The organism is Ulvibacterium sp. (assembly GCF_028285715.1).
Classification (GTDB): Bacteria; Bacteroidota; Bacteroidia; order Flavobacteriales; family Flavobacteriaceae; genus Ulvibacterium.
The window spans coordinates 455,058-477,089 of record NZ_JANQOO010000020.1; the positions used below are offsets into that span (position 1 = coordinate 455,058).

A 22,032-nucleotide genomic window follows, 5' to 3' on the forward strand; every position below is an offset into this window, starting at 1 on the left:
CTTTTGGCAACGGCACTTTCATTGAGTGCCAACATGTTCGGAAAAGATAAGGAGCAACACTCGGATGAGCCGCAGAAAGACCTTAAGACTGAGATTAAGGAATACATTCATCATCATTTACTGGATTCCCATGATTTTTCATTGTTTTCTTATACCAATGACAATGGCGAACATGTATATGTTGGACTGCCATTGCCGGTCATTTTATGGGACAATGGGCTTAAGGTATTCTCTTCGTCCAAATTTCATCACGGGGAAGAGCTTGCCCAGGTAGACGGAAACTATTACAGGCTTTACCACGGTAAAATATACAAGACCGATGCTCAGGGAACCATTGATTATGATGAGGAGGAACACCCTGCCAACACAAAACCCATGGACTTTTCCATTACGAAGAACGTGGTCATGATATTTATTACGGGACTTTTGATGTTTTGGCTGTTTACCAGTTTGGCGAGGTCATACGCCAAAAATGGTGGAATTCCTAAGGGAGCAGGTCGTTTCTTTGAGCCCATAGTGCTTTACATAAGGGATGATATCGCAAGACCGAACATTGGGGAGAAACACTACAGAAAGTATATGCCCTTTCTGCTGACGATATTCTTTTTTATCTGGTTTTTGAATATTTTTGGCTTAACCCCATTAGGGATTAATGTTACTGGGAATATCGCCATCACCTTTGGTTTGGCCCTGCTGACCTTTTTGATTACAAATTTTACAGGAACAAAGGATTATTGGAAACACCTATTCGATCCTTTGGGAGATACCATGCCTTGGTATGCAAAAATACCCTTGTATATTATATTGGTGCCCATAGAATTATTGGGATTGATCATTAAGCCCTTTTCACTTTTAATTCGTTTGTATGCCAATATGCAGGCAGGCCACATTGTTTTGATGAGCTTAATTGGGCTTATGTTCCTTTTTAAAAGCTGGTTGGGGAGTCCGTTGTCCTTTGCGTTGGCATTTGCTATTTCACTGATAGAGGTTCTTGTGGCGTTGCTACAAGCATATATTTTCACCATGTTGTCGGCTTTATATTTTGGCTTTGCCTCCGAGGAACATGATCATCATGAACATGAAGACGAGCCGGAGTTGGCCCATTTATAAAAAGTAGTATGTAATTCCCCATGACGGGGTCTTTAAGTTGAATTTTTAATTTTTAAACTAGATAGATTATGGAAATTCCAATTATGGTAGGTGCAGGTTTGGTGGTTATCGGTGTTGGTCTTGGTATTGGTAGGATCGGTGGATCCGCCATGGAGGCTATTGCCCGTCAGCCCGAAGCTTACGGAAAAATTCAAACGGCGATGTTGATTGCAGCGGCGCTTATTGAAGGTATTGGTTTTGCTGCCTTATTTGCAGTCTAAATCTACAAATTTTGCAAAGGCCGTAACGGTTGGTTACGGCCTAAGCTTTAAGTTTAAAAATTGCTTTAAAACAAGAGTATGGAGAAATTGATAAATGAGTTTTCGCTGGGATTGTTCGTTTGGTTGACCCTACTGTTCATCCTATTGCTGTTATTGCTCCGCAAATATGCATGGAAACCTATTTTGAATGCGGTCAATGAACGCGAGGAAGGCATTAAGAATGCCTTGGCCGCTGCCGAAGAGGCTAAAAAGGAAATGCAAAATGTAACGGCGGACAGTGAAAAACTTTTACAGGAGGCACGAAATGAGCGGGAGGCCATGTTGAAGGAGGCCAGGGAAATCAAGGATAGGATGATTGCCGATTCCAAAGAGCAGGCCCAGATAGAGGGTGATAAGATGATCAAGCAGGCGCAGGCTACCATTGAGAGTGAGAAAAAAGCGGCGGTTGCCGACATCAAGAACCAAGTGGCTGAGCTGTCCGTTGAAATCGCTGAAAAAGTAATCAAGGAGCAACTTTCCAACAAAGACAAGCAATTAAAGATGGTTGACGATATGTTGGGTGATATAAAACTGAATTAGTCCATAATGAACGACTCTAGAGCAGCCATTCGTTATGCCAAGGCGATTTTGGATTTGGCAGTGGAAAATAAAGCTACGGACGCCTTGGAAAAGGATATGCGGGTAGTAGTGCAGACCATTTCCGAGAGTAAAGAGCTAAGGGATATATTGACCAGCCCTATTATTAAGGGTGAAGCCAAAAAGAAAGCGGTTTTATCTGTTTTTAAGGATAGCCACCATATCACTGAGGGCTTAATGAACCTATTGGTGGACAATCGGCGAATTGATATGCTCAATGAAGTGGCACTTAAATATATCATTCTAAATGAAAAGCTCAAGGGGGAGGACGTAGCCTACGTTACTACTGCAGTTCCCTTGACGAAAGCCCTGGAAAAAAAGGTATTGAAACAGCTTGGGGAAATTACCGGTAATAAGGTAACCCTTAAGAATACGGTTGATGAAAGCATTATTGGAGGATTTGTCCTTCGCGTTGGCGATTTGCAATATGATGCCAGTATCGCCAATAAATTGAGCAATATTAAACGAGAATTTACGAATAGTCTATAAAACGAAGTTAAGGCAACAGGCATCCATTGTCTCTTGTCTTACATTTTACATCTAGAACAAATGGCAGGAGTAAAAGCCGCAGAAGTATCGGCAATATTAAAGAAACAATTATCAGGATTTGAAGCTACCGCCACCTTGGACGAGGTGGGAACCGTACTGCAGGTCGGTGATGGTATCGCACGTGTATATGGGCTCTCTAACGCCCAATACGGGGAATTGGTAGAATTCGAAGGCGGATTGGAAGGTATTGTTTTAAACTTGGAAGAGGATAACGTGGGGGTCGTATTGCTAGGACCTTCAAAGCAAATTAAGGAAGGTGCCACAGTAAAGAGGACCCAGCGAATTGCTTCCATCAATGTAGGAGAAGGCATTGTAGGGAGAGTTGTGGATACCTTGGGATTGCCTATTGATGGTAAGGGAGCTATTTCCGGCGAGTTGTATGAAATGCCTTTGGAAAGAAAAGCACCTGGGGTTATTTTCCGACAACCAGTTAACGAACCACTCCAAACAGGGGTCAAGGCTGTTGATGCCATGATTCCTATTGGCCGTGGACAACGGGAATTGGTCATTGGTGACCGCCAAACCGGAAAAACCACGGTTTGTATAGATACCATCATCAACCAGAAGGAGTTTTACGATGCAGGCGAACCGGTGTATTGTATCTATGTGGCCATCGGCCAGAAGGCCTCTACTGTTGCAGCTATAGCGAAAACTTTGGAAGATAAAGGCGCTTTGGCTTATACTACTATTGTAGCGGCCAATGCTTCTGACCCCGCACCCATGCAAGTGTATGCACCTTTTGCAGGGGCAGCCATCGGTGAATATTTTAGGGATACGGGACGCCCGGCTTTGATTATATATGACGACCTTTCTAAACAGGCCGTGGCTTATCGCGAGGTTTCCCTGTTGTTGAGAAGACCCCCGGGACGAGAGGCTTATCCCGGTGATGTATTTTATCTGCACTCAAGATTGCTGGAGCGTGCTGCGAAGGTCATCAATGATGATGCCATTGCACAAAACATGAACGATTTACCGGAACCATTAAAACCAATGGTAAAGGGAGGAGGTTCCTTAACGGCATTGCCCATCATAGAAACTCAGGCAGGGGACGTATCCGCTTATATCCCCACCAATGTAATTTCCATCACGGATGGGCAGATATTCTTGGAGCAAGATCTTTTTAATCAAGGTGTACGCCCGGCGATTAACGTAGGTATTTCGGTTTCTCGTGTAGGGGGTTCGGCGCAGATCAAATCCATGAAAAAAGTTGCCGGAACCTTAAAGTTAGATCAAGCGCAATTCCGGGAATTGGAGGCTTTTGCCAAATTCGGATCTGACTTGGATGCCGCTACCTTAAATGTTATTGGAAAAGGGCGTAGAAACGTTGAGATATTAAAACAGGCACAAAACGATCCATTTACCGTGGAGAATCAGGTGGCAATTATCTACGTAGGCTCAAAGAACTTGCTAAGGGATGTTCCCGTTGAAAAAGTAAAAGAGTTTGAAAGGGATTATCTGGAACTTTTGAATGCAAAGCATCGAGATGTCCTGGATACCCTTAAAGCCGGTAAATTAACCGATGAGGTTACAGATACGTTAACGGCCTTGGCCAAGGATTTGTCTGGAAAATATAAAAGCTAGATAACAAAAGAGTGAAGAACTGGCACGAATTATAGTAGCTATCTTAAAAATCCATAGTCCAATACTCTGAACCCAGAACCCAAAGAATGGCGAACTTAAAGGAAATACGCAATAGAATTGGAACGGTATCTTCGACCATGCAGATTACCAGTGCCATGAAAATGGTATCGGCGGCCAAGTTGAAGAAAGCCCAGGATGCCATTACCCAAATGCGGCCTTATGCAGATAAGCTTACGGAACTTTTACAAAGTTTAAGTGCGAATCTAGATGCCGATGCCGGGGGGAAATTCTCTGACGACAGAGAGATCCAAAAAGTATTGGTGGTGGCCATAACCTCAAATCGGGGCCTATGTGGCGCTTTTAATTCCAACATAATCAAGCAATGTGTTTCCTTGTCTCGTGAGAGGTATGGGGACAAGCAGGTAGATTTCATGGCCATTGGAAAGAAGGGTAATGATATCTTGGGAAAAAAGAACAATGTAATCGCCAATCACAGTGAAGTCTATGACACGCTAACATTCGATACGGTAACCGTCATCGCAGAAGAACTTATGGAGCACTTTACCAACGGTTCATATGATAGGATAGAATTGGTGTATAACAAATTCAAAAACGCCGCTACACAGTTCGTAATGACAGAACAGTTTTTACCAATTCTCCCCGCTCAGGAAGGCGCTACATCAGTTACGGATTACATCTTTGAGCCTTCCAAGGAGGAAATAGTGGAACAGTTGATTCCTAAATCTCTAAAAACACAGTTGTACAAGGCCATTCGGGATTCCTTTGCCAGTGAGCACGGGGCGCGTATGACGGCCATGCACAAGGCTACGGATAATGCGACCGAATTGCGTGACCAATTAAAACTTACCTATAACAAAGCCAGGCAGGCTGCTATCACCAACGAAATCTTGGAAATTGTGGGAGGTGCGGAAGCACTCAACAATTAGGCGACGCGTCAGCGGAGCCAAATCCCAACGGTGCGGAAGCACTCAACAATTGGGCGACGCGTCAGCGGAGGCAAATCCCAACGGTGCGGAAGCACTCAACAATTGGGCGACGCAATTCATATTTTCTACGTATAAAGAACTCAAAAAATTAGGAAACTTTATATTTGTGAGGTTTTCCCTTTTTGTAAACTTTTTTAGAGCACCTCCATATGTTGAATATCAAGATCAATGTATAGGTCTATTACCAATGCACCTATGAAACGTCTAATCTGTGGTTTGATTGCTGTAGTTTTTATCCTGTTCGGATGTGCATCCAAAAAGGAATCAAAGGCCGGACTACCCTTTCAATTGGGGCAGGTTTATGCCCAAAGATGGATTGTGGAAGAGAACCTGGAAGAAGTAGGGTACGATGTAATAATCCCCATTCGCAGTTTGGATACGAAAAGGGCTACCTTACAAAAACTATATCATAGAGGTCAAGTTGTCGATGTGAAAATTAAGCTTCAGAAAATTGGTGCGGTGGCTGTTGCGGAATATCCGATGAACATTTTGAAAGAAGCGGCGGCCACTGGCAACGATGGCTCTTGGAATACTGGGCCAGGTGTTTTTAATGGGCCTTCCTTGCCTTTTGAACTAACAGGGACACAGGCCGCACTAACATATCTTGAAGGCGGGAAAATCAAGTATTTTAAAATCGAGTACATAAGGCAAAACCCTATTATGTCCTATCCATCGTTACCTTTTCGAAATTTTGAGTAATTAAGGAAATGTTCCCATAAAAATGACAAGCCTTTTATACAAAAAGGGAAATGGGTATTTTTGAATTTTAATCATCGATTCCTTGAATCCACTTAAAAAACTATTTAAGCAAACTGCAATTTATGGCTTGGCCACAGTATTGCCTCGGATGCTTTCCTTTCTGTTATTACCGCTTTATACGGCGCTTTTGAATACCGCCGGCTATGGTGAGGTTTCCGTTATTTTTGCATGGTTCGCCATATTCAATGTATTGTTGGCCTATGGTATGGAAACGGCCTTTTTCCGCTTTTATAGTCAAGAGGAGGATAAGAACAAGGTCATCTCCACATCGTTGCTTTCCATTCTGGGAACGACAGGTTTTTTTGTTTTTGTGGCACTACTTTTTCAGGAGAGCATGGCCGAAATTACCGGAATAGCGGTCCAATATATTCGGTATGCCATTTTTATTCTTGCCTTGGATGCCTTGGTCATTGTTCCGTTCGCATGGCTTAGAGCCAACGAGAGGCCGACACGATATGCCGTTATAAAGATTTTGAACGTATCCTTGAACTTTGGGTTAAATGTTTTCTTTCTTTTGTTCCTACCCAAAATTGTCCATGGGAATCCTGGCGGTCTTCTAAGTGGGTTATACAGGGAAAATTTTGAGATTTCGTATATATTCATATCAAATTTAATAGCAAGCGGCGTGACACTCACGCTAATGTCCCATCTTTACTTGCGACAGCCCTTCTTTTTTGACAAACCATTATGGCATAAAATGATTCGGTATTCCATGCCCATAATGATTGCCGGAGTTGCATTTACCGTCAATGAAGTTTTTGATAGGATTCTTTTGGAATGGTTGTTACCGGAAGATATCGCTAAAAGCGAAGTGGGAAAGTATTCCGCCTGTTATAAATTAGCTCTTTTTATGACCTTGTTCGCAACTGCCTTCCGTATGGGAATTGAACCCTTCTTTTTTAATCATTTTAAGACAGAAAACCCGCAAAAAGCCTATGCGCAAGTAACTAATTATTTTGTTGTCTTGGGGAGCATTATTTTGTTGTCCGTAGTCGTTTTTGCCGATGTATTAAAGGTTATTTTTGTTCGCAATGAGGCCTATTGGGAAGCCATGTCCATAGTGCCCCTTATTGTCCTGGCCAGTTTTTTCCTAGGAATCTATCATAATTTGTCCGTGTGGTATAAAGTAACGGATAAAACAAAGATTGGGGCCTACATATCATTAATAGGCGCCTTGCTCACCATAGTTATCAATATGGCATTCATTCCTCGTTTTGGATATACTGCATCGGCTGTTGCTACCTTGGTAGCTTACGGCTCTATGATGACAATGTCTTTCTTTTTTGGACGTATGTATTATCCCATTCCTTATAACTTCAGGAAAATTATATTTTATTTAGGACTATCAATCCTATTTTCCGTGCTATCTTTTTATGTTTTTAATAGAGACTTGATTTTGGGATCAATTTTGCTACTGCTGTTTTTGGGATTGATCTACAAGATGGAAAATGATAAATTAAAACAGATATTTTTTAAAAAATGAAAATAAGGATTATCAATAAATCTGCTCATCCCCTACCTCATTATGAAACTGATGCATCTGCGGGAATGGATTTAAGGGCCAATATTTCGGAACCCATTACGTTACAACCTTTGGGGCGGGCCATTGTGCCAACCGGCCTTTTTCTTGAACTTCCGCTGGGCGTTGAGGCTCAAGTACGCCCTAGAAGCGGGTTGGCCGCCAAAAAAGGAATTACCGTATTGAACGCACCAGGAACTATTGACGCGGACTATAGGGGGGAGATTGGCGTGATTCTTGTAAATCTTTCGGATGTACCTTTTATAATTGAAAATGGGGAACGGATTGCACAATTGGTGGTTGCCAAACACGAGCGTGCGGATTGGAAAGAAGTTGCAGAATTGTCTGAAACCGAACGTGGGGCAGGAGGTTTTGGAAGTACGGGTACTAAATAATGCTCCACAATAAATCAGTTTGAAAATACAATAATGTCCGTATATAACATCTATCATTATTTCTGTTTACCAGGCATCCCAAAGGCAAAGTTTGATATATGAAACCAATGTTTTGCATAGTGTACTTTTTTATGGGCTTTCTTTTGGCTCCTATCCAAACTTATGCTCAAGAAGATACTATAGAAGCAGAGGAGAGCGCCGAGGTTTTCTTGGAAGAATATTCGGATACTTTTCAGGAAAAGTTCTTTGAAGCATTAAAGCAAAAAGGTATCGAGAATTATGACAAGGCTATTAACCTTTTGTTGGAGTGTAGACAAATGGACACTGATGCCCATGTCATAAATCATGAGCTTGCCAAGGTATATCTGGCTAATAAAGAATATGACCTGGCCCAGGAACATGGCACAAATGCGTTGAATGCAAAGCCTGAAAACCTTTGGTATCTGGATACTTTGGTAAATATAGTCCTAAAGCAAGGAAGTTCAATAAATACGATAAAATCGAATATTCCCTATGCAAACAATGCATTGAGGGAGAATTTGGCTTTGATTTATTTTAAACAAAAAAACTTCGAAGATGCACTGGACGTATTGGATGAAATCCGTGTATCAACATTTTCAGAGGAATTGAGATCTAAACTCAAAGACTCTATCGAGAAGCAAAAATTACATAAGACCAAGGCACCTAAGGAGACCACCAAGACCGTAGTTTCGGACCCTCTTCTGGACTTTAAGACACAAATAGAGAATCTTATCCAGTCCAATGACTTGTTGGCCCTTGAGGAGATGGCGAAGGAAGCTTTGGAAAGCTATCCATTGCAACCCTATTTCTATTATGCCTTGGCACATGCCTTAAACAAAAAGGGCGAACATATACGGGCCGCAGAGGAATTGGAATCTGCGTTGGACTATATTTTGGATGATGTTGTTTTGGCCAACAAGTTCTATGAAGAATTGGTTATCGCATACACGGCTTTGAAAGATACTTCTAAGGCAAATATGTATCTTCGTAAGATAAAACCCGGATTTTAGCTATGGATTTGCAATCGATGAGGTCACGAACAGGTGTAGGCTTTCTGGTGTTCGTGTGTTTATTTCTTTCCTGTAAGTCGGCCAAAGTAGCAGGAGACAGTAGCATAGACGAGAATTTATCGGCAAAAAATGTAATCCGCAGGCATTATCAGAACCAAACAAACTTCAACACGCTTAGTGGAAAGGCTAAAATAGACTACTCGGACGGGGAGTCATCCCAAAGCGTCAATGTAAGCCTGCGAATGCAAAAGGACAGGGCCATATGGATAAGTGCCCCTTTGGGGTTGGTCAAGGCCTATATTACACCAACTAGGGTTTCCTTCTACAACAAACTGCAAAACGAATATTTTGATGGGGATTTTTCCTATTTAAGTGAGCTTTTAGGAACCGAGTTGAATTATGATAATCTTCAGAACCTATTATTGGGCCACGCTCTTTTTGATTTGCGCAAAGAGAAATTTGATGTTTCCATCGCTCATGAGAACTACCAACTTAAACCCAAGCAAGCCTTATCAATTTTTAAGACCTTGTTTCAAATAGAACCGATAAATTTTAAGATGGCCACTCAGCAATTATCCCAGCCTTCAAAAAAGAGGATGTTGGAAATTGACTATACGGACTATCAAAAAGTAAGTGCTTGGATCTTACCTCAAAAAATCAAGATTGCTGCTACGGACAGTACCCAGACCAATAGTATTGATATCGAATATCGCAATGTGGAGTTCAACAAACGACTAAACTTTCCCTATAAAATACCAAAAGGTTTTACTGAAATAGTTTTGAACAAGAATGACATATAGCCGGCTATATAGGATTTGTTTTGTATTGTTTTCGTTTTTCAGCTTGGTACAGGCCAATGCCCAAACCAATGAACAAAAACTGTTGGAAGCAAAACGTGAAAGACTTCAGAATGAAATACGGGAAATAAATCGCCTATTGTTTGCGGAAAAGAAGCAGAGAGGAACTGTTTTGGACCAGATGGAAGCCCTTGATAAAAAAATCAACGTCCGCCAACAGTTAATTCAGGTGACGAATCAGCAGACCAATTTGTTGAACCGGAAAATCAATGCCAATATCCGGAATATTGCCAAGCTTAAGGACGATTTGCAGACTTTAAAGGAAGAATACGGTACTATGATTCGGAAGTCCTATCAGAACAGGGCCCAGCGGAACCGGTTGATGTTCCTGCTTTCTGCAGAGAATTTTTTTCAGGCATTCAAGCGATTTCAGTATATGAAGCAATATACCGATTACCGCAGGCAACAGGGAGAAATGATACTTGAAAAGACCGATGAGCTGACCCGGTTGAACAAAGATCTCACCGAAGAACGAAAAGTGAAGGAAGTGCTTCTGGCACAAAATAGAAAGGCCAAGAATCAATTAATGCAGGAGATAAAAGCCCAAAAGGAGCTTTTGGGTTCGATTCGAAAGAATGAAAGCAAATATGCGGCAGCTATTGAAAGCAAGCAACGGGAGGCCCGAAAAATAGACAAACAGATAGAAGAACTGATACGCAACGCGATTGTCGCATCCAATAAAAGAACCGGCAAGACGGGTAAAAGCGTTAATAAATTTGTGTTGACCCCCGAAGCAACCATAGTGGCGAACAACTTTTCTGCCAACAAGGGAAAGCTTATCTGGCCCGTTGAAAAAGGTATAAAGAGCCAAGGGTTTGGGATATACAAGGACGCCGTTTATCCTGGAATTAAGCATGAGAGCAATGGCGTAATCATAACTACCGAACAGGGAGCAAAGGCAAGGGCCATCTTTGAAGGGGAGGTTATTGCCATTCTTTCCGTTCCTGGTGGAAACAAAGGGGTTCAAATAAAACACGGCAATTTTATAAGTACATATTACAACCTTTCCGATCTTTTTGTTCGCAAAGGGGACAAAGTCGCCGCAAAAACGGAATTGGGAACGGTTTATACCAATCGATCCAATGGACAGACCCGTTTAAAGTTTTATTTATACAAGGACACCTCAAAACTAAATCCCGAAGACTGGGTATACAGATTATAAAACCAAAATTCATAACATGAGGACTATTACGGATATACAGGGAACTTTTGAATTACATAACGGGGTGCGTATGCCTTATTTTGGATTGGGGACATATCAGTCCGATAACGACCAAGAGGCTATAGATGCCGTCCGATGGGCGTTGGACGCTGGTTACCGTCATGTGGATACGGCGGCCGTCTATGAAAATGAAGAAGGTGTGGGCCAGGGGATACAGCAAAGTTCGGTAGAAAGGGAAGAGGTTTTCGTGGTCAGTAAGGTCTGGAACTCTGATCAAGGCTACGAAAGTACGCTTAAGGCATTTGAGGATAGTCTCAAACGATTACAACTTGAATATCTTGATTTGTATCTGGTGCATTGGCCGGTAGCCGGCAGCTTTAAGGATACCTGGCGTGCCATGGAAGAATTATATGCTGAGGGAAAGGTAAGGGCCATTGGAGTTAGTAATTTTTTACAGCATCATTTGGAAGACCTATTACAAACCGCCCAAGTTTTGCCTATGGTTAATCAAATGGAATTCCACCCCTATTTGGTCCAACAGGACCTGATCGATTTCTGTGCATCTAAAGACATTCAATACGAGGCATGGTCTCCATTTATGCAAGGGAAATTATTTCGGCTTGACATATGTAAGGAATTAGAACGGAAATATAACAAATCCGCTGCCCAGATAATATTGAGGTGGGACTTACAGAAAGGGGTGGTCACCATACCCAAATCGGCCAAAAAGGAACGAATCCTTACTAATGCTGCAATTTTTGATTTTGAACTTACGGCGGATGAAGTCGCTTTTTTGGATAGTTTTGATCGCGGGGAACGTATCGGTCCAGATCCGGATAATTTCGACTTATAGGGTTTTTTATGGCCAAACGCTTATTTCATAAATAAAGCTCTCAACTCAGTAGCTTCCTTTGGTTTCATTTTACCGGCCAACACCAAACTCAATTGTTTGCGCCGCAATGCTGCTTCAAAACGTTCCTTTTCCAATGGAGTTTCCGGCGTAAGTCGAGGTACTTCGGTAGGTTTTCCGGTTTCATCTACGGCAACAAAGGTATAAATCGCCTCATTGGCCTTGGTCCTTTTTCCGTTATAACGATCTTCCATCCAAACATCAATATAGACCTCCATTGAAGTAGTAAAGGCCCTGGAAACTGCGGCCTCCACAGTAAGCACGCTACCCAACGGAACGGATTGATTAAAGGCAACATGATTGACCGAAGCGGTAACGGTAATACGCCGGCTATGACGGCGTGCGGCGATACTGGCAGCTCTATCCATTCGGGCCAACAACTCGCCCCCAAAAAGATTGTTCAGCGGATTGGTCTCACTGGGGAGCACCATATCAGTCATTATAGTTCTGGATTCAGAAGGTTTTTTGGCCTGCATTTGCAAAAATTTAGCGCTGTGGAACTAAATACAACACAAAGATACGTTCAATATAAAGGGGAAGAAAGGACTAAGACTTATTTTATGGACTTTAACCAAGCATCACTTGAATGGGTCCGCCTTACATGTTTTAAGGCATTCAAAGCTTCTTTGGGATCATCGTGGCTGCTATAAGCTACCATATGTAAACCAAAGTCATTGGCACCCAAATAGGAAGCCTCAAAGCCCAAGCGGTTCAATTGCCGGATTTTTCTATCCGCATTGGCCTTAACCCGAAAAGCGCCGGCGATAACATGATGTGTTCCTTTCTCAAGGTCTTTTTTGGCGATAACATCTAAAGTAAACGTAGGTAATTCCATAGGTCTATTACCAAAAAAAGTAGCCTCCTGGATTTGTTTGGAGATTTTTTGCTGCGCTTCCTCCTTCACCAATTGTTGTTGCCCTTGTATTTCCTGATATGCACGAAAACCCGTTAGTCCTGTGGCAAGTGCCAATAAGAACAGCGCGGCGTATTTGAGATAGGGCCTAAAGGAATACTCCTTTCGTTTTTCCGGGGTAAATGCAAAAGGTACTTTTTCTTCCAAAACAACAACACGTTCTTTTAGGTTCTCGCGTAGTGTAGGCGAAGATGGTAACGATGAAAAACCAAAGGAAGTGGTAAGGTAATTGACCTGTGCGGAAGGTTGAAATTGCACCTTGCTATTTTCGTTCAACCATAATTCTCCAATATGGGGCAATTCCAATTTCTCATTATTTCTTAAACGCCTTTTCCATTCTGTCGAAACGTGATCCACTTTTTGAGACATCACTTCATAAGAAGTTTTTTCTACCTTGGAGATATAAGAAACCAAAAGCCCGTCATTGGACGTGAGCTGTTCGTTAAAGGAAAGCATCTTTGTTGGTGGATGCAACGTATGGGTATCGGTATCGAGAACGGAAGATTTGGTCTGTGTTAGAAATGCCCCAAAGCCAGGTATCACGACACAAGTGTAGCGATAAAGTAACTCCGTTATGTAGTGTTCCAATGCCATATGGAACAAATATTAAAAAAAAACGTAGCCCTATAAAGCGCCTGCATAACTTTTTATTAACATTGTATTTTAGGTATTTTGTGGATAACTCAAAGGTCTTTTTAAATGATTAACAACGAATTGATTGCGTTGCTCCGTCTCCAAAATGCCCCCTATATTGGGGACGTTACGGCCAAGAAACTTATTGCGCATTGTGGGGGGGCCGAAGCTGTTTTTGATGATAAACTGCACCATTTAAAAAAAATTGATGGTATTGGTTCGGCAAAGCTCAGAGGTCTTTTCGATACCGAACATTTGGAGGCCGCCCAATCGGAATATGAGTTTATACAGGAAAATGAGATATCCTACTCCTACTTTATGGATTCAGCTTATCCGTCATATCTGAAGCATTGTATAGATGGGCCCATTTTACTTTTTATGAGGGGGAATCTAGATTGGGAGGCAAGGAGAATAATCAGTGTTGTAGGCACACGAAATATAACAAGTTACGGTATGGCCTTTTGCGAGAGCTTTGTAGCCGATATCGCCCCGCTAAATCCTATTATCGTTAGCGGCTTTGCCTATGGGGTGGATATTTGTATCCAAAAAGCAGCCATGAAGTATGGACTGCAGACAATAGGTTGCCTTGCACACGGTTTGAACCAGATCTATCCCAAGATACATTCCAGATATATGGCCGATGTTGAAAGGAACGGCGGATTCCTCACCGAATTTTGGAGTTCCCAAAACCCGGATCGCGAAAATTTTTTAAAGCGTAATCGGATTATTGCAGGGATGAGCGAAGCAACGGTAGTTGTAGAATCTGCTGAAAAAGGGGGCAGTTTGGTCACAGCGGATATAGCGTATGGGTATAATCGTGATGTTTTTGCGGTTCCTGGTCGTGCAGGAGACAAGTTCAGTTCGGGCTGCAATAATTTGATAAAACAACAAAAGGCACATTTGCTTACTTCGGCAGCGGATTTGGTGTATCTACTGGGTTGGGAAGTGAAAAAGGTAGAGTCCAAGGCGGTACAGAAGCAGCTTTTTACGGAGCTGGACGAAACGGAAAGGTCTATTTACACCTATTTGCAAAAAGAGGGCAAACAGTTGTTGGACAACATTGCCCTGGAATGCAGTCTGCCCATTTTCAAAGTATCCTCAACCTTGTTGAACATGGAAATGAAGGGCATGATTCGCCCGCTCCCAGGAAAATTGTTCGAGGCCATTTAGGATTTCCTAGACCAATAGGTCTGTATGGCCTGAAAAAGAACGAGGGAAACAGTGCTTTTGGCATTTTGTCGATGAAAAGAAAGCCCATGGCCGGGCCAGAACCCTAGGAAAAACCAATGACCGGCCTTTACAACCGACCCTGGGGTCGGTACATTAAAGATTTAATCGGGTCACATTTTAGAGTCTTCGTCGGTTACCGTAAAGCGGGAAATCCCCTCGACAGGTCTTCCGTCCCGGGTAATTCCCTCTACCTTTATGATATATTCCCCCGTGCTATCCCCTGTATGGAATGAAAAAGAACCTAACCCATTATTTGAAATAGTAAGTCTGGGTACCCAATGCAATGTAGTCCTATAATCCGGTTTTTCATGTTCCTTTTTGGGAACGGCATAGTTAGGGGAATAGAATTCCCTCGCCTTATAAACCCCGGAAACGGTAAAGTGAGCTACCCCGGGGTAGCGTTTGAGTCTGGGCGGAGGAAGTTGCAAAGAACTTTTGGTGTAAATGGCAACGACTGCGGCCCCGCCACGTGCACCATAGACCGCGGCCCCACCACCTTGAACTAAATCCAGAAAGAGCACTTGGCTTGCCGACATGGATCTGGCAAATTCCCAAGAAACCGGAACGCCATCTACAACATAACGGGGCTCAAGTCTTGTAAACCCGCCTTCGGCCCGAAAAGTAACGCTTTGATAGGGATAAATTCCCAACACACGAGAGCCGGGTAATAGGCGTAGCATATCCATCATACTGGCTCCTTGGAAACCCGGAAGGGAATCCGTAAATAATCGTCGGGTCGGCATATAATGTAATGTCATCTCGTCCGCCTTTTCCTGAATAAGACTTGCCTTGGTCTTTTTCACTCCTATAACCGTGACCTCTTCCAATTGAGTTATTTTAGGGTCAAATTCAAAGTCAGTTTTCTTTTTCTTCTCAACGGTTTCGAGATAGTCTTGAACATTTCTTGAGAGAGTAAATTTGCCCTTCGGCCCGGTATATGGGCTGAGGGGAATTGAAAAAGCTGTAGAATCCAGATAAATTGCGACTTCCGGCTTTCTCTTTTTTCCTATGGCAACAGCCTCAATGATGCCTCTAGCACTGTCTTTTAGGATAAAAGGTCCAAAACTAAATTCTCCATTGGCATTGGTTGGGCTTTGCTCTTGATAGACACCATCTTCGAAGAGGGTAAACCTTATTTGGGACATTAATGATTTACTATTGTTATTGAAAAAAGTGGTTTTCCCTAGTATTTCGAGCCCCTTTTCAGGCTCTAATCGTACTGCCTTGGAAACCAAAGTATCTCGAAAATCTTTCCATACGAACCGACGCCAGCCATGGGTAAGCATCAACAGGTCCAAGATTTGTTTTCTGGATGACGATTCATCCTTAAAAAAATAATCCGGATTTGGCATCTTACCACCTAGATCTGAATCCAATAACAACCAGCTTCTAATGCTCGTTCCCCTTTTCCATTTAAGGTTGTTATTGCTGCTGACCACACTTACCGAAAGCTCGCCCTGGACGGGTTCCCCTGTTTTGTCCTTTAGCGCTATCGTTGTGGATACAGGTTCGCGGATGCCATAATCAATAAATTCCGTGCTTGTGACAAGTTCTAGGTTTTCAATAGTATCCAAGAATACCAGACGTTCGCAGAGAGGTTCTCCATCATGGGCGAAAAGGGTAAATTCTGCAACACCACTCTTTAAATTCTTGGTTGATAATTTTATCTGATATACATCATTGGAGTACGACTTCTCCAAATAATTTTCGTAAATGATTTCACCTCGAAGATGGCCCAACAAAAGCAAACCTTGCAACCCTTTTTCGTTATTGGTGGTAACCTTGACAAGAATGTGGTCTCCCTTGTTTCTAAGATTGAGCATATACCCTTTGGCCAATGGCTTGGGAAGGGGAAAAGACATATTAGTTTCTTCATTATCAATTCGGGCAAAATATTTTTTTCCGATCTCTGGAGTTAGATGCACCTGTCCAAGTCCAAATTCGAAAGTTTTGAGGAAAGCTACGGGATTACCGCTTTCATCCAATATCTTACCCTGTATTTGAAGTCCATTCCCCTCCTTGTCAGTAGCTTTTATCCCCATAATATTTTCCAATCCACAAACCAAATCCCCTCCTTCGGGGAAGAATTCGATGTTTGGGTGGTCCATAGCCGATTCTGGTAATCTTATGAAACCATCACCCACAATGGATTGTTGCGGCTCGGTTGTAATTTTTGAGGAATCCCAAATAGGAATTTGCTTATGGAACAAAAGGGGTTCTTTTTCGTTCATCATATACTTGGTGTAGGCCCTTATGGTATAGATTCCCCCTTGTAAGTTGCTATTTAACTTAATATCTCCGGCTGCACCAAAATCTTGCATGTGAAGTTTTCTTAGGGCAACTAAGCTATCCTTTTCATTCCAAAGTTCTACATATGCAATCTTGCTTTTAGTGCTTTGTGTATGGCTTATTCCATCCACCAAATATGTCTTGAACCAAATGGTCTCTCCAATGGCATAAAACTCCTTATCCGTATGGACATAGACCTTTTCCGGTCCACCAGTGGCCGCATAATGGCGCAATTCCTTCAATATGGTTTCGTGGTTGGGGTTTTCGCTTTGTTGTGAATGGAGATTGGAATATTGGAGTATTGGGAAAAGAAGGAAAACGAAGAAACCATGTTTCATTTTCTTCATAAGGGGGAGAAAGTAATGAGTCATGATCAAAAAGCTGAAGAATGCTTTAAGGTACAAATTAATGCTCTATCCTCTCACAGAGCCTGTACAAAACTTCATCCGTTAGTCGTTATTAGTATGTACAAAATACAAATATTACCTATTCCTGTCTGCAAAAAAGGATAAACAATTAATGGATAACAGGGCACTGGAATGCAGCTTACCCATTTTCAGATTTCTTCCACTTTATTGGATATGAAATGAAGGGCATGATCTGCCCGCTCTCGGAAAATTGTTCGAGGGCATTTAGGATTTCCTAAACCAATAGATCCGTATGACCGGAAAAAGAACGAGGGAAACAGTGCTTTTGGAATTTTGTCGATGAAAAGAAAGCCTATGGCCGGGCCAGAACCCTAGGAAAAACCAATGACCGACCTTTAGAACCGACCCCAGGGTCGGTACATCAAAGATTTAAATCGGGTCACATTTTGGAATCTTCGTCGGTTACCGTAAAGCGGGAGAGCCCTTCGACGGGTCTTCCATCCCTGGTCATTCCCTCTACCTTTATGATATATTCCCCGGTGCCATCGCCCGTGTGGAACAAAAGGGAATAGGTGCCTTTTTCCGTTGCTAGAAGTTTGGGTTCCCAATGTAATGTTGTCCTGTAATCCGGTTTTTCATGTTCCTTCTTGGGTACGGCATAATTTGGGGAATAAAATTCCCTAGCCTTATAGACCCCTGAAACATTAAAACTAGTCACCCCTGGAATGCGCTTAGGCTTAGGAGGCGGAACAAGCAACGAACCCTTTGTGTAGATGACCACGACCCCGGTACCACCACGCACACCATAGATAGCCGCCGCACCTCCCCTAAGGACATCCATGAACACCACTTGGCTGGCCATCATGAATCTGACAAATTCCCAAGTAGCCGGCGCGCCATCCACAACATAAAGGGGTTCAAGGGGTTTAAAGGAGCTTGTAACACGCAAAATGGCTTTTTGGTCAGGATATGTCCCAAAGACCTGTGCGCCGGGTACCCGGCGTAGCATGTCCATCATACTGGCCCCTTGGATGCCCGGAAGGGAATCCGTGAACAACCGCATGGTAGGCTCTTTGTATATCGCATACTCAGTTGCCTTTTCCTGTATTAGCTGTGCCCTGGTCTTTTCTTCTCCAATTACGGTAACCTCCTCAAGCTGGGTTATCTTGGGATCATATGTAAAATCGGCTTCCCTCTTTTTCCGAGCCTTCTCGAGATAGTCTTGCAGGCTTTGTGTAAGATTTAAGGAGCCACTTTGTACGGCAGGGTGTTTAAAAGGGACCGAAAAACTAATGGAGTCTGTATAAATAGCCACTTTCGGCTTTCTCTTTTTCCCTAGGACAAAGGCCTCAAGGACCCCTTGAATACTGTCTTGGAAGATAAACGGGCCAAAACTGAACTCTCCTTCCGGATTGGTGTCCCCCTGTTCCTGATAAGCGCCATTATCCAGGATGGTAAACCTTACCTGGGACTTCAACGGTTTACTGCTATTGTAGAAAGCCGTGGTCCTGCCGCGTATTACAACTCCCTTTTCTGGGGCATGTGCCAATACTTTGGTCGTTAAGGTATCGCGAAGATCCTTCCAGACAAACCTGCGCCAACCGTGGGTAAGCATCAAAAGGTCCAACAATTGTTTCCTGGAAGAGGAATTGTCCATAAAAAAATAGTCAGGGTCCGGGACGGTACCGCCTATATCCGAATCCAACAGCAACCAACTTTTGATGTTAGTTCCCCTATTACCTTTAAAATTGTTGTCACCGCTGAACACACTCACCGAAAGCTCACCTATCATGGGTTCCCCGGTTTGGTCCTTTAGCGCTATTGTGGTGGATACAGGTTCACGGAGGTCATAGTCCATGAATTCCGTACTTATGGCAAGTTCCAGGTTTGCAGGAGAATCCAAGAATACCAGACGTTCGCAGAGCGGCTCCCCGTCCTCGGCGAACAAGGTGAACTGTGCCACACCATCTCTGAGCCCTTCCGTGGACAGTTTAAAAACGGCATTGCCCTTGGCGTTAGGCCTGTCAATATGGTGCTTGTAGATAATCTCACCCCTTAAATGGCCCAATAAGAATAGTCCCTGAAGCCCACTTTCGTGATTGGAAGTGACATTTATGAGAATATGGTCTCCCTTGTTTTTAAGATTGAGCACATAACCCTTGGGCAGGGGCTTTGGTAGGGGAGACGACACACTGATTTCCCCGTCATCAATCCGAGCGAAATAGGTTTTGCCAGTCTCCGGAGTAAAGTTCACACTACCTAGCCCAAAATCAAAGGTTCGGAAAAAGGCGACGGGGGTGCCGTTTTCGTCCACTAAGCTTCCCTGTACCGGAAGGCCGTTTCCCTGTTTATCGGTGACCTTTAGGCCCATGACGTTATAGAGTCCTTCGACCAAATGCCCTCCCTCGGGGAAAAACTCGATATTAGGTCGGACCATGGTCGCTTGCAAAGGGATATCTGTATCACCTTCCTCGGTGGACAGTCCCGGTTCGGCTACGATTTTTTCGGAATCCCATATTGGGACCTGCTTAAAGAAAAAGGCGGGTTCTTTCTCGTTCAGCATATACTTGGTATAGGCCCTTAAGGTATAGGTCCCCCCTTGCAGGCTATTATCGATTTTGATATCCCCGGCCGCGCCGAAATCTTCCACATAGAGTTTTCTTAGGGCGATCAGGCTGTCCTTTTCGTTCCAAAGCTCTACATATGCAATCTTGCTCCTAGTGCTTTGGGTATGGGTAATGCCATCCACCAGATAGGCCTTGAACCAAATGGTCTCCCCATTGAGATAAAACTCCTTGTCCGTTTGGACATAGATTTTTTCCGGTCCACCGGTGGCCGCATAATGGCGCAATTCCTTCAAAATGGTCTGGTGGTGGAGGTTTTCGACCTCTTGAGAATTGAGATCCGGACTTTGGAGTAATGTGAACAGTAGGGAAACGAAAAGACCGAAAGGTATTTTATTCGTAGGGGGGGAGATGTAATGGACCATGGATAAAGCGTTGAAGGACGCTTTAATATACGAATTAATACCCTAATTTCCCACGTACCCTGTACAAAACTTCGTCCGCCACTTTCTTGGCCTTTTCAGCCCCAAGTGCCAGGGCTTTATCTACCTCGTCCAGATGGGCCATATAATAGTCGAATTTTTCGCGGGCATCGCCGAACTTTTCTAGAATAAGCTCAAATAAAGCTTGTTTGGCATGCCCGTACCCATAATCGCCTGCCAAATAGTTCGCGCTCATTTCCTCGATCTGTTCCACGCTGGCCAATAATTTGTACAGTGCGAACACATTGTCCGTTGAAGGGTCTTTGGGCTCTTCGAGAGCCTTGCTGTCCGTGACAATGCCCATTAATTGTTTGCGTAGTTTTTTGTCCGGTTGAAAGATATCGATAAGGTTACCCTTGCTTTTGCTCATCTTTTCCCCATCCGTACCAGGAACATACATGGTTTCTTCTTGGACCTCGGCTTCCGGTAACACAAAGGTTTCCCCCAATTGGGCATGAAAACGGGAGGCTACGTCCCGAGTCATTTCCAAGTGTTGTAATTGATCTTTCCCCACGGGAACGATATCGGCATCATACAATAAGATATCAGCCGCCATCAACATGGGGTAGGTAAAAAGACCGGCATTTACATCCTCCAATCGATTTGCCTTGTCTTTAAAGGAATGGGCCAAGGTCAATCTTTGATAAGGGAAAAAACAACTGAGGTACCATGCCAGTTCAGTGACCTGTGGCACATCACTTTGCCGATAAAAGACTGTTTTTTCTACATCCAGTCCAAAGGCCAACCAAGCCGCTGCGGTAGCAAAGGTGTTGTTGCGCAATCGCGTACCATCCTTTATCTGGGTAAGCGAATGCATATCCGCAATAAAAAGGAAAGATTCATTGTTGGGGTCGGCGGCCATTTCTATAGCTGGAATTATCGCCCCAAGAATATTTCCCAAATGTGGAGTACCTGTACTCTGTATGCCTGTTAAGATTCGCGCCATAAGCTTAGTTCAAAGAGAAGCAAAGGTAACAGAAATCGGAAAAAACAAGGCCAAAATAGCTATTTTTGGCGCTATGCTTCCGCTGCTAAGAAAAATAGGTCAGGCGCTTTACCGTATGTGGTTCTATGTTTTGGTCGCAATCCCGATTCTTGTCTTTTTTCCGTTTCTCTTAGTGTTCACTTTCTCGGAAAAAACCTATCCCCATTTTTTTTGGATGGCCCGAAATTTATGGGCTCTGCCTATCTTATATGGCATGGGCTGTCCGCCTCGAATAATCCGCGAACAAAAAATGGAAAAAGGCAAAAGCTATATGCTCGTGGCCAATCATACTAGTATGTTGGACATTATGCTTATGCTTTGGGCAAGTCCAAATCCCTTTGTTTTTGTGGGTAAGAAGGAATTGGTTAAAATTCCACTATTCGGATTTTTTTATAAGCGGGTCTGTATCATGGTTGATCGAGAGGATACACGGAGCAGGACCGGCGTTTATAGAAGGGCACAACGACGTTTAAACCAGAGGCTTAGCATTTGCATCTTTCCAGAAGGGGGTGTTCCAGAGGAACACGTTGTTTTGGATGAATTTAAGGACGGGGCATTCAAAATGGCCATTGCCCATAGTATTCCCGTAGTGCCGATGACCTTTTTTGACGGGAAAAAGAGGTTTCCATTTACCTTTTTTAGTGGGGGTCCGGGTCCTCTACGGGTCCGGGTCCATCCTTTTTTTGAAACCGGATTGTTGTCCGAAGAGGATAAAGCGAACTTAAGGGAACAGGTAAGGGGATTGATTTTAAAGGATCTGCAAAAATGAAAAACGCCTCGACAAAGTCATCG

General features: G+C 43.2%; 20 protein-coding genes. 15 read left to right on the forward strand and 5 right to left on the reverse strand.

The window, feature by feature from the left end; all coding sequences use genetic code 11:
• Positions 1-33 precede the first annotated feature (33 nt).
• The 13 genes from atpB (at position 34) to Q0993_RS13440 (ending at position 11,719) form a co-directional block, all read left to right on the forward strand.
• Positions 34-1,110 (forward strand): F0F1 ATP synthase subunit A, encoded by a 1,077-nt coding sequence (atpB, locus tag Q0993_RS13380; RefSeq protein WP_299534031.1) that lies wholly within the window; start codon positions 34-36, stop codon positions 1,108-1,110.
• Positions 1,111-1,178: 68 nt separating this feature from the next.
• Positions 1,179-1,370, forward strand: a complete 192-nt coding sequence (gene atpE / locus Q0993_RS13385) for an ATP synthase F0 subunit C (protein WP_299533765.1) — start codon at positions 1,179-1,181, stop codon at positions 1,368-1,370.
• A gap of 78 nt (positions 1,371-1,448) precedes the next feature.
• Entirely contained in the window at positions 1,449-1,949 is a 501-nt protein-coding gene (locus tag Q0993_RS13390; protein WP_299533767.1) for a F0F1 ATP synthase subunit B, read from the forward strand.
• A gap of 6 nt (positions 1,950-1,955) precedes the next feature.
• Positions 1,956-2,495 (forward strand): ATP synthase F1 subunit delta, encoded by a 540-nt coding sequence (atpH, locus tag Q0993_RS13395; protein ID WP_299533769.1) that lies wholly within the window; start codon positions 1,956-1,958, stop codon positions 2,493-2,495.
• A gap of 60 nt (positions 2,496-2,555) precedes the next feature.
• The gene (gene atpA, locus Q0993_RS13400; RefSeq protein WP_299533772.1) at positions 2,556-4,136 is read left to right on the forward strand and encodes a F0F1 ATP synthase subunit alpha; all 1,581 of its coding nucleotides are present in this window, start codon (positions 2,556-2,558) and stop codon (positions 4,134-4,136) included.
• An 86-nt stretch (positions 4,137-4,222) separates the two neighbouring features.
• A complete protein-coding gene (atpG, locus tag Q0993_RS13405; RefSeq protein ID WP_299533775.1) occupies positions 4,223-5,083 on the forward strand; it encodes an ATP synthase F1 subunit gamma in 861 nt (286 codons plus the stop codon).
• 255 nt (positions 5,084-5,338) lie between these two features.
• Positions 5,339-5,842, forward strand: coding sequence for a hypothetical protein (locus Q0993_RS13410; RefSeq protein WP_299533778.1), 504 nt, complete (start codon positions 5,339-5,341; stop codon positions 5,840-5,842).
• Positions 5,843-5,924: 82 nt separating this feature from the next.
• Positions 5,925-7,385 carry an oligosaccharide flippase family protein gene (locus Q0993_RS13415; RefSeq protein ID WP_299533781.1) on the forward strand — a complete coding sequence of 487 codons (1,461 nt, stop codon included), beginning with the start codon at positions 5,925-5,927 and terminating at the stop codon, positions 7,383-7,385.
• On the forward strand, positions 7,382-7,816 hold the full coding sequence (gene dut, locus Q0993_RS13420) for a dUTP diphosphatase (protein WP_299533782.1): 435 nt from the start codon (positions 7,382-7,384) through the stop codon (positions 7,814-7,816). Before Q0993_RS13415 ends, dut begins: the two co-directional genes overlap by 4 nt.
• 98 nt (positions 7,817-7,914) lie before the next feature.
• Entirely contained in the window at positions 7,915-8,847 is a 933-nt protein-coding gene (locus tag Q0993_RS13425) for a hypothetical protein (RefSeq protein ID WP_299533784.1), read from the forward strand.
• Between the two features lie 2 nt (positions 8,848-8,849).
• Positions 8,850-9,647, forward strand: a complete 798-nt coding sequence (locus Q0993_RS13430) for a DUF4292 domain-containing protein (protein ID WP_299533786.1) — start codon at positions 8,850-8,852, stop codon at positions 9,645-9,647.
• Positions 9,637-10,866 carry a peptidoglycan DD-metalloendopeptidase family protein gene (locus Q0993_RS13435; protein ID WP_299533788.1) on the forward strand — a complete coding sequence of 410 codons (1,230 nt, stop codon included), beginning with the start codon at positions 9,637-9,639 and terminating at the stop codon, positions 10,864-10,866. The genes Q0993_RS13430 and Q0993_RS13435 overlap by 11 nt, the downstream gene beginning before the upstream one ends.
• Before the next feature lie 16 nt (positions 10,867-10,882).
• The gene (locus tag Q0993_RS13440) at positions 10,883-11,719 is read left to right on the forward strand and encodes an aldo/keto reductase (RefSeq protein WP_299533790.1); all 837 of its coding nucleotides are present in this window, start codon (positions 10,883-10,885) and stop codon (positions 11,717-11,719) included.
• Between the two features lie 20 nt (positions 11,720-11,739).
• On the opposite strand, the gene Q0993_RS13445 is transcribed toward Q0993_RS13440, so the two are convergent.
• Together Q0993_RS13445 and Q0993_RS13450 are read right to left on the reverse strand one after the other, a co-directional pair.
• Positions 11,740-12,252 (reverse strand): acyl-CoA thioesterase, encoded by a 513-nt coding sequence (locus Q0993_RS13445; RefSeq protein ID WP_299533792.1) that lies wholly within the window; start codon positions 12,250-12,252, stop codon positions 11,740-11,742.
• A 77-nt stretch (positions 12,253-12,329) separates the two neighbouring features.
• Entirely contained in the window at positions 12,330-13,283 is a 954-nt protein-coding gene (locus Q0993_RS13450; protein ID WP_299533794.1) for an SPOR domain-containing protein, read from the reverse strand.
• A 105-nt stretch (positions 13,284-13,388) separates the two neighbouring features.
• Here Q0993_RS13450 and dprA point away from each other — a divergent pair, with 105 nt between their 5' ends.
• Positions 13,389-14,492 carry a DNA-processing protein DprA gene (gene dprA / locus Q0993_RS13455; protein ID WP_299533796.1) on the forward strand — a complete coding sequence of 368 codons (1,104 nt, stop codon included), beginning with the start codon at positions 13,389-13,391 and terminating at the stop codon, positions 14,490-14,492.
• 170 nt (positions 14,493-14,662) lie between these two features.
• Here the strand turns inward: dprA and Q0993_RS13460 are convergent, their stop codons facing one another.
• From Q0993_RS13460 to trpS, 3 genes are all read right to left on the reverse strand, one after another.
• Positions 14,663-17,188 (reverse strand): TonB-dependent receptor, encoded by a 2,526-nt coding sequence (locus tag Q0993_RS13460; RefSeq protein WP_299533798.1) that lies wholly within the window; start codon positions 17,186-17,188, stop codon positions 14,663-14,665.
• A 460-nt stretch (positions 17,189-17,648) separates the two neighbouring features.
• Positions 17,649-20,198: a Plug domain-containing protein gene (locus tag Q0993_RS13465; RefSeq protein WP_299533800.1), complete on the reverse strand. Its 2,550-nt coding sequence runs from the start codon at positions 20,196-20,198 to the stop codon at positions 17,649-17,651.
• Positions 20,199-20,232: 34 nt separating this feature from the next.
• Positions 20,233-21,201, reverse strand: a complete 969-nt coding sequence (trpS, locus tag Q0993_RS13470) for a tryptophan--tRNA ligase (protein ID WP_299533802.1) — start codon at positions 21,199-21,201, stop codon at positions 20,233-20,235.
• A gap of 73 nt (positions 21,202-21,274) precedes the next feature.
• Here trpS and Q0993_RS13475 point away from each other — a divergent pair, with 73 nt between their 5' ends.
• Positions 21,275-22,009, forward strand: a complete 735-nt coding sequence (locus Q0993_RS13475) for a 1-acyl-sn-glycerol-3-phosphate acyltransferase (protein WP_299534033.1) — start codon at positions 21,275-21,277, stop codon at positions 22,007-22,009.
• The last annotated feature ends 23 nt before the right edge of the window (positions 22,010-22,032 follow it).